At 64.7% G+C, this 7,032-nt stretch carries 10 protein-coding genes and 1 pseudogene; 4 read left to right on the plus strand and 7 right to left on the minus strand.

Features of this window, described 5'->3' with window-relative positions:
• Positions 1-11: 11 nt before the first annotated feature.
• The 6 genes and pseudogenes from JF543_RS11125 to JF543_RS11150 all read right to left on the minus strand — a co-directional run bounded on the left by JF543_RS11125 (position 12) and on the right by JF543_RS11150 (position 3,448).
• The gene (locus JF543_RS11125; RefSeq protein WP_206824132.1) at positions 12-269 is read right to left on the minus strand and encodes a hypothetical protein; all 258 of its coding nucleotides are present in this window, start codon (positions 267-269) and stop codon (positions 12-14) included.
• Positions 266-622, minus strand: a complete 357-nt coding sequence (locus JF543_RS11130; protein WP_206824133.1) for a hypothetical protein — start codon at positions 620-622, stop codon at positions 266-268. Before JF543_RS11130 ends, JF543_RS11125 begins: the two co-directional genes overlap by 4 nt.
• Positions 619-1,206: a hypothetical protein gene (locus tag JF543_RS11135; protein WP_206824134.1), complete on the minus strand. Its 588-nt coding sequence runs from the start codon at positions 1,204-1,206 to the stop codon at positions 619-621. Before JF543_RS11135 ends, JF543_RS11130 begins: the two co-directional genes overlap by 4 nt.
• Positions 1,206-1,718, minus strand: coding sequence for a hypothetical protein (locus JF543_RS11140; RefSeq protein WP_206824135.1), 513 nt, complete (start codon positions 1,716-1,718; stop codon positions 1,206-1,208). The genes JF543_RS11135 and JF543_RS11140 overlap by 1 nt, the downstream gene beginning before the upstream one ends.
• An 85-nt stretch (positions 1,719-1,803) precedes the next feature.
• Positions 1,804-2,082 carry a hypothetical protein gene (locus JF543_RS11145; protein WP_206824136.1) on the minus strand — a complete coding sequence of 93 codons (279 nt, stop codon included), beginning with the start codon at positions 2,080-2,082 and terminating at the stop codon, positions 1,804-1,806.
• A 188-nt stretch (positions 2,083-2,270) separates the two neighbouring features.
• A pseudogene (locus JF543_RS11150) lies at positions 2,271-3,448 on the minus strand (IS3 family transposase).
• A 409-nt stretch (positions 3,449-3,857) separates the two neighbouring features.
• Between JF543_RS11150 and JF543_RS11155 the strand changes: the two are divergent.
• Together JF543_RS11155 and JF543_RS11160 are read left to right on the plus strand one after the other, a co-directional pair.
• Positions 3,858-4,745 (plus strand): hypothetical protein, encoded by an 888-nt coding sequence (locus JF543_RS11155; protein WP_206824139.1) that lies wholly within the window; start codon positions 3,858-3,860, stop codon positions 4,743-4,745.
• Positions 4,742-5,554 (plus strand): hypothetical protein, encoded by an 813-nt coding sequence (locus JF543_RS11160; RefSeq protein WP_206824140.1) that lies wholly within the window; start codon positions 4,742-4,744, stop codon positions 5,552-5,554. Before JF543_RS11155 ends, JF543_RS11160 begins: the two co-directional genes overlap by 4 nt.
• A gap of 60 nt (positions 5,555-5,614) precedes the next feature.
• On the opposite strand, the gene JF543_RS11165 is transcribed toward JF543_RS11160, so the two are convergent.
• Positions 5,615-6,187, minus strand: coding sequence for a GIY-YIG nuclease family protein (locus JF543_RS11165; RefSeq protein ID WP_206824141.1), 573 nt, complete (start codon positions 6,185-6,187; stop codon positions 5,615-5,617).
• A 147-nt stretch (positions 6,188-6,334) separates the two neighbouring features.
• On the opposite strand from JF543_RS11165, the gene JF543_RS11170 reads away from it, so the two are divergent.
• Both JF543_RS11170 and JF543_RS11175 read left to right on the plus strand, forming a co-directional pair.
• Positions 6,335-6,649 (plus strand): transposase, encoded by a 315-nt coding sequence (locus tag JF543_RS11170; protein ID WP_206824150.1) that lies wholly within the window; start codon positions 6,335-6,337, stop codon positions 6,647-6,649.
• The coding region (locus JF543_RS11175; protein WP_206824153.1) for an IS3 family transposase at positions 6,646-7,032 on the plus strand (387 nt) is incomplete at its 3' end. The genes JF543_RS11170 and JF543_RS11175, both read left to right, overlap by 4 nt.

Genomic DNA, 7,032 nt, shown 5'->3' on the forward strand with positions numbered 1-7,032 from the left:
AGCGCTCTGGCTCAGCAGGCCAGTTCCAACACCCAGCGTGGGCGTGGTCGAAGCGACTCGCGTTGTGCTCGCTTGACCGCACGAACGGTGCAATCACCGTCTCGCCAACCTGGCGCGTACACATCCAAGAACTCCGTTTCGATGCAGAACGCCAGCCGCTCGATGCGCTCGGCCCGGCGAACGGCACGACCCCGCCACCACTGCCAGAGAGTGACAGCCCCGACGATGTTCAGCGGCGCTGATGCTGCCGCAATCACGAACTCGGTCATGCTCGCACCACATTCAGCGGCTCGGGAGGAACGAGCAGCGGCACGCCGGAGACGCGCTCCACCATGCGCAGATGCTCTCGGAGGCGGCCGACGACGGCTGAGCGATGCCCGAAGCGCTCGACGAGGTCTTCCGGCAGCTCCTTCGGCACCCGCAGCGTCGCGGTCTCTGTGAGTACAAGTCGCCCGTCCACCGTGCTCAGCGTGGCGCTAGTCGTCTGGCGCGCAGCCCCCGGCCACGCAGCAACCAGGGTGTCGCCCTGGGTGTGGACGGTGGCACCGAGGCGGACTGCTTCAGCCTCGAACTCCGTGCGCATGGCAAGCCGTGCGTCAGCGATGCGGTTGTGCACGTTCATGCTGCACCTCCCGCCATGGCGATGGCGTACTCGACAGGCATCGGCGGCAGGGCGCAGAGCTGGACGATGGCGTCCAGCGACAGGTCTGTCCGGAGCAGCGCGATGGCGTAATCCGGGTTCGTCGAGTGTGCAGCTTCGCGGAGCGGCTCGTACTCCTTGGACCCAACGCTGAGTCCGTGGCGGTCGAGCGTGTTCACGACCCACGGGTCGCGGCGGTCGATGCCAGCGATGTGGCAGAACTCGCGTGCGTCGTTCGTTGTCGTGGTGTCGAGCAGGTCCAGGAACCTGGTTCTGGAGATACTGAGGTCTCCGCTGAGCGTGAAGAGCGAGCAGACCTCCGCAAGTTCTTCCGTCGCCACGCCCCGTACCTCCGACCAAGTACGGTCGAGCCAGAGCGCCTCGTCGTCTTCAGCGTCGAGACCGAAATCGGAAATCACGTCCCAGCCGTGGTGCCACGCGACAGCTTGACCGTCCATACTCCAGTGGGCGCGCTGGTCATAGTCTCCCTCGTCGTACTCCCCCTCACGGATGACCCGGAGGAACTCGCATGCGGCCTCGTGCGGCGTCAGCGTCGTGGCGCTCATCAGTTGGCCTCCTCGCTCTGAGCGAAGAGAATGCGAATCGCTTCCTTAATGTCGCCAGCCTCAACCGCCGCGCGGACCGTGTCGGTGACCTCACCCCAGCCGTCGCCCAGCCCCGTGAAGAGGCCCGTCGCCGACTCCACCTTCTCGACGTAGCCCGCGTTCTGCACTGCGAACGACGTGCACGCGGACGTGACCTCATCGATGGCCTCGCCCGAGCCGATACCGGCCGTCAGCGCCTCAGCCTCAGCCCACGCGGGGTCTTGGCAAATGGCCTCGTACTCCTCGGTGAGCGTCTGAGCCTCGGAAGCGAGCGAATCCGTGGCCGCGACCGTCGGCTCGATGGCCGCGCGGAGGTGCGCCTGCGCTGCCGGGGCGATGAAGATACCGCCGAGCAGCAGGACGCCAGCGGTCGTGAGGATAGCGAGCGTGCGCTTCAGCGTGCGCTTCTTACCGGGCTTCGGCTTGCGGGCCGCCATCTTCAGGGCGGTGGCTGTAGGTGAGGTGATGTCCATACACACCCTCTGCGGGCACGGGGGGTGTTTTTCCTACGGGAACGCAGAACGGCCGCCCCATTCTGGGACGGCCGTTCTACGTAGTTCAGACGAGCGCGGCGACGATGCTTTGAATCTCCGGCATCAGACCCGCGACTTTCTTGGAGGCGTGCTCGACGCGCTTCTGCAAGGCCTTCACCTCGGCCGCGCTCTCCGGCTGCTGGAGGCCCGCGCCGGTCAGCGACCGCACGCCGTCTTCCTTCTGTCCGAGGGCGTATGCGATGGTTGCCTGGGCTTCTTCGCCGTCACGGACACCGAGAAGCGCAGCCACCGTCTCCCAGGGGGTTTCGACGGCGATGGCCGCCTGCTCGGCGGTGGCGTCCACGATGGCGATTTCGATACCTTCATCGCCGTAATGCGTGGCATCCCGGACCGCGAGCAGGTCGCCGACCTCGCCGCGCAGGCTGTCACGCTCGGAGCGCTGGTCGTTAGATGTAGTTCCTCGGGAGGTTGTGAACGCGTGACATAGAGAAGACCTCTGGGCGTGAGGAACGAACTGGTGACAGGTGTGGTTTAGGCCGCGAGTGTGAGCGGCTCGGCTAGCTTGGCTTCGAACTCGATGGGAGTCAAGCCGCCGAGGGGGTCCTGGGCTCGTTGGCGGTGATACTTCCGCTCGATCCAGACGACGATGGCCAGTCGGAGCTCTTGCCGCGTCGCCCACCGTTGCTGGTTGAGCACGTTCGTCTGCAACAGCGACCAGAACGACTCCATGGCCGCGTTGTCTCCCGCGGCGCCGACGCGCCCCATCGAGCCGACCATGTCGTGACGGCGCAGTTCGCGGGCCATCGCCCGGCTGCGAAACTGGCTACCCCTGTCGGCGTGCAGGATGCAGCCGGCGACCTCACCGCGGCGGGTGACGGTGTTTCGGACGGCGTCGACGGCGAGCTTCGCGGTCATCCGATCCGAGATCGATTAGCCGACGATCCGGTTCGAGAACACGTCCTTGATCGCGCAGCAATAGAGCTTGCCTTCGCTCGTCCAATGCTCCGTGATGTCCGTGAGCCAGAGGCGGTTCGGCGCGTCCGCGCGGAACACCCGCTGCACGTGATCGTCGAACACCGGCGGGCCAGCCTTCTTGCCTTTCCCGCGCCGCCGGCGCTGCGCAGACGAGAGGATCCCGGCCTGCGAACACAGCTTCCACGCCGTGCGCCTGCTCATCCGCCACCCCGCCCACCGCGCCTCGTCGGCGAGGTATCGGTAGCCGAACGTCGGGTCGTCGTGATGCGCGTCATGCAGCGCGTTGATCCGATACGCACGGAGCACGTCGGCGCCCCTGACGGGGTCGTTTCGCCACCGGTAGTAGGGCTGACGGGCGAGCTTCAGGACCCGGCACGACACCGTCACGGGGATCCCCGCGTCGGCGAGCTCAGATACGAGCGGGTACGTCATTTTGGGGAGCCACCGAGTTTCAGGTTCGCCTGCGACAGATACGCCGCCGCTCGCCGGAGGACCTCGTTCTCCTGCTCGAGGAGGCGGACCCGCTTCTTCAGTTCACGAGCCTCGGCAGCGTCCGCGGCGGTCTGACCAGGACGGTTGCCTTCCTCGACGTCGGCTTGACGGAGCCAGTTCTGCAACGTCGCCTCGCTGATACCGAAGTCGGTCGCAATCTGCTTGATGGTGACGCCGCTCTCACGGCTACGAGCGACAGCGACGACGTCCTCGCGGAACTCTCTGGGATAGGGACCGGGCATGATGACATCCTTCCCGCCAGCCCCTCCCGGCACCAACGATCAGTTGTCACCGATTCGTTCCTCACGCCCTTTCGTCAAGCCGGTTCGGTGCCGTCAGTTCATCTGACTCTTCGCGCCGCCAGAACGCTCCGACAGAAAGGTGAGTCTTTGACGTGGTGAATACGTTATCGAGTAAACGTATCCATGTCAAGGGTTTGGATACGCCTATGCTGGTTTCGTGCCCAGACCTTCGCTTCAGCCGGGAACCCACGGCCGCCTATCGGTGGCTCCAACGAGCGAAGCACTCGCATCCCGAGGAGCGTTCGTAGCCCACGCTCGTGTGCGACCACTCGACGGCGGCGACGTTCAGGTGATTCGCCGGTTCGCACCATCTGAAGACGAAGCCCTGAGCGCGCTTAGGGATGCCATCGTGGAACGCATCGGCACGGTTACGGAGCCGACCGCGCCCCTCGGCGAACCTGTGACGATGCAGGCCTCGGAGGCTGACCGTCTCATCATCAGTGCCCGTGAGGGGATGCGCAGGTTCGCCGCTCAGGTCTACTCATCACACCGGTTCGTCGCCCCTGACTCTGACGCTGCGGGTGACGCCGAGCGCTCAGGAAGTGACATCGTCCCGGTGAGCATGGTGGATGGATTTGTGGCGGCCATCGTGGACCACCTCCAGGCGTGGGTGGACAAGACCGGTGGTCACGACGGCGACCCTCAGCTCTGGCTGAGCCTGTACAGCGACTACACGCTCTTCCGTCCCATCCTGGAGTCCCTCGCTGCGGCTATCTGGATACTCGGCCCGGACGACAGCCGTGAACGCATCAAGAACGCTACGAAGCTCCTCGCGACCGAGCACGAGCAGGCGAACAGATACATTCAACGAATCAACCGCGTCGGTCATCCTGACCCGTTCGCTGAGCAAGTGAATACGGGCCTCGACCGCATCATCGGCGAGGTGTGCGAGCGCATGGGCTTCAACTCGACGCAAATCAGACGACCGGTGGACCCGTCATCACTCCCGGACAAGGCAAGCCGCTTCGTCCCAGGTTCCGGGAGTAAGTTCTACCGACTATGGGCGCTGTGTTCGGCTCATGCTCATGCGCAGCTCTTTACGGTGATGCGCGCCGGAGCGCGCACATCGGGCACCGGACCGTACGGCGACTGGACATACGTGGAAGCCGACTCCGAGTCGTTCGCAGAGCTAGTTCGCTTTACGGGTGACACCCTCAGCGTGCTTGCTGGTCTTCTTAACCGGCGCGGTCACATGCTCAACTCTGAAGTCGGCCCTCGGCCCGGCGCGGACGCATGAGCGGCCGTCGCGCGAAGAAGGCGCGCTCAGCCGAGCGCGCCCGTCCGGCCCACCTGAAGAATGCGGAGACCGTTCGGAGAACGGCAGAAGCAGTGCTGTCGGTCGATTTGAGCGACCTCAGGCTACGGAACCGCGTGCCTCAGGTGGTCGTTGGTCTTTGCCGAGCCGCCTTCGCGCAGAGCGCGGTCATAGCGACGTTGACAGCGAACGGCATGTCTTCCTCCGCATCGCCGAACCGTCGCCTCTTCTTGGAAGCAGCGCTGCGCTTGCACTGGTTGCGCGGCCTCACACGCGATGACCGGCGTCGCGCGGTTGACACCATGCTTGCGAAAGACCGCAAGGACACCAACGGCACGCTCGCCTATCTCGCGAAGGTGGGCCAAGAGGCCGATTTCGACCCCTCCGAGATGAATGAGTTCTATCTCGATTCAGCCGAGACGGGGGCTGTTCAAGAACAGGCACGGAAGCTTGATGCGGCGGTGAAGTCGACAGAGGTAGAACCCTGGTCCATATATGCGATGTGGCGCGAGGAGACGAAGCATGCACATCCTTCTGCGACGCTCGCAGGCGAGTACGCGCCGACCTTTGATGACGCACATCTGAGTTCTGGCGAGCCAGACCCGATGGACCCCAACTTGGAAGCTCATTCACTCGTCCAACAGCTCATCGTCATGACGACCGGATGGTTGCTGAGCGATGAGCAAGTCCCCCACGAGATTGCCAACCGCATCACGGTCGCCTACTTCGCGTCCTCACCGCTTCAAGTCTGGCCGGATGTGACGAGCGGAGAAGAAACAACCAGCTCTTGAAAATCTGCGCGGGTCTAGACGGCCACTGGATGCGTGGCGTCGATGACGCTGCGCTCGCCTTCAGCGTGCGGAGGCTCGTGCGGCAGCCAGCGCCGCCCTTCTACGGTCCGAGATGGAACGGGCGAACACGTCAGTCCTGCCGTCGAGATTGAGGGCCAGCGTCGCGTCCGCGAGCAACTCATCCTCCGCCTTCCACGGTTCGGGGTCCACAGCCCAGGCAACGCGCGCGTTCTCGATGAGCCAGCGGCTGATGAGCGCTTCACCCTGAGGACCGTAGTGTTCACGTCCTCCATGCACGCCAAGCATGAGACCGAGCCCGTCAGCGAGGAGCACACCGAGTGTGCGCCGGAGCGTGGACTGCGAGGCGTTCTTGGTCGCGTGGGTGAGCAGTCGTTTGCGCAGGTTGCCGTTCGACGCGCGCCCGGCTGCGCTCGGCTTCCGGGGTGAGATGCCAACGTAGAGAAGCTGGTGTCCACCTTGTTCCTGGTACGCGGCCTCCGGCACGTCGAGCGTGCCCTTTCTCATCCACCACCCGTAGATGCCGGGGCTGGCAGGGGCACTGCGAACGTCGGCCGCCGAGTGGAGTGTGAGCGGGTTCAGGATGCGCCCAGCGGTGAGCGAGTGGTCGGGCATGATAGTCACCATATCGAGGACCGGTTCTGGAGCTGCATCCGACGGCTGAGTCGTGGGTGTGCCCGGCCTGCGGCACCGTCACTCTGACCTAGCGCTACTGATTCGCCCTGAGTTTCGTTCCGTCCTTTCCTTTTGGAGGATGGATTCATGCCAGGACCGTATCCGGACGACTTCCGTCAGCGCGCGTTGCGGATGTTGAGCGAGGCTCGCCCCGATCACAAGACCGATCACGCCGCGATCAAGCACGTCGCCGCCAAGCTCGGCATCAATCCCGAGACGCTGCGATTGTGGAAGAAGCGCCTCGACGTTGACGAGGGCCGCCAGCCGGGGACCTCGAGCGAGGCGCAGGCGGAGATTAAGCGGTTGAAGAAGCAGATCGCCGAGTTGGAGAAGGCGAACGAGATCCTCCGGTCCGCGAGCGTGTTTTTCGCGACCGAGCTCGGCCGCCCCTCGTCGAGATGATCGCGTTCGTCGACAAGATGCGTGATCGTTTCGGGGTCGAGCTCGTCTGCCGTGTGATGCGGCAAGCCGAGGTGGGCTTCCTCACCGCCCGCGGATACCGGGCTGCGAAAGCGCGTCCGGCGTCAGCGCGGCAGCTGCGGGACGAGCTGTTGATCCCGGAGATCGTGCGGCTGCATGCGGAGAACTACGGCGTCTACGGGGTCCGGAAGATGCATGCGCTACTGCGGCGGCAGGGCTGGGTGATCGGTCGGGATCAGACCGGCCGGCTGATGCGGATCGCGGGTGTTCGCGGGGTGAAACGGTCGAAGAAGGTCTTCACCACGAAGTCCGACCCGTTGCACGAGAAGCCGAGGGATCTCGTGCAACGCAGGTTCACCGCCGAC

Origin of the sequence: Microbacterium esteraromaticum, from assembly GCF_017303215.1 — a bacterium.
Taxonomy (GTDB): Bacteria; Actinomycetota; Actinomycetes; order Actinomycetales; family Microbacteriaceae; genus Microbacterium; species Microbacterium esteraromaticum_C.

Bases quoted from the DNA above. Each gene is read 5' to 3' on its own strand.
- JF543_RS11135 (WP_206824134.1), bottom strand. From the start codon at position 1,206: ATGAGCGCCACGACGCTGACGCCGCACGAGGCCGCATGCGAGTTCCTC.
- JF543_RS11125 (WP_206824132.1), bottom strand. From the start codon at position 269: ATGACCGAGTTCGTGATTGCGGCAGCATCAGCGCCGCTGAACATCGTC.
- JF543_RS11140 (WP_206824135.1), bottom strand. From the start codon at position 1,718: ATGGACATCACCTCACCTACAGCCACCGCCCTGAAGATGGCGGCCCGC.
- JF543_RS11160 (WP_206824140.1), top strand. From the start codon at position 4,742: ATGAGCGGCCGTCGCGCGAAGAAGGCGCGCTCAGCCGAGCGCGCCCGT.
- JF543_RS11130 (WP_206824133.1), bottom strand. From the start codon at position 622: ATGAACGTGCACAACCGCATCGCTGACGCACGGCTTGCCATGCGCACG.
- JF543_RS11165 (WP_206824141.1), bottom strand. From the start codon at position 6,187: ATGCCCGACCACTCGCTCACCGCTGGGCGCATCCTGAACCCGCTCACA.
- JF543_RS11170 (WP_206824150.1), top strand. From the start codon at position 6,335: ATGCCAGGACCGTATCCGGACGACTTCCGTCAGCGCGCGTTGCGGATG.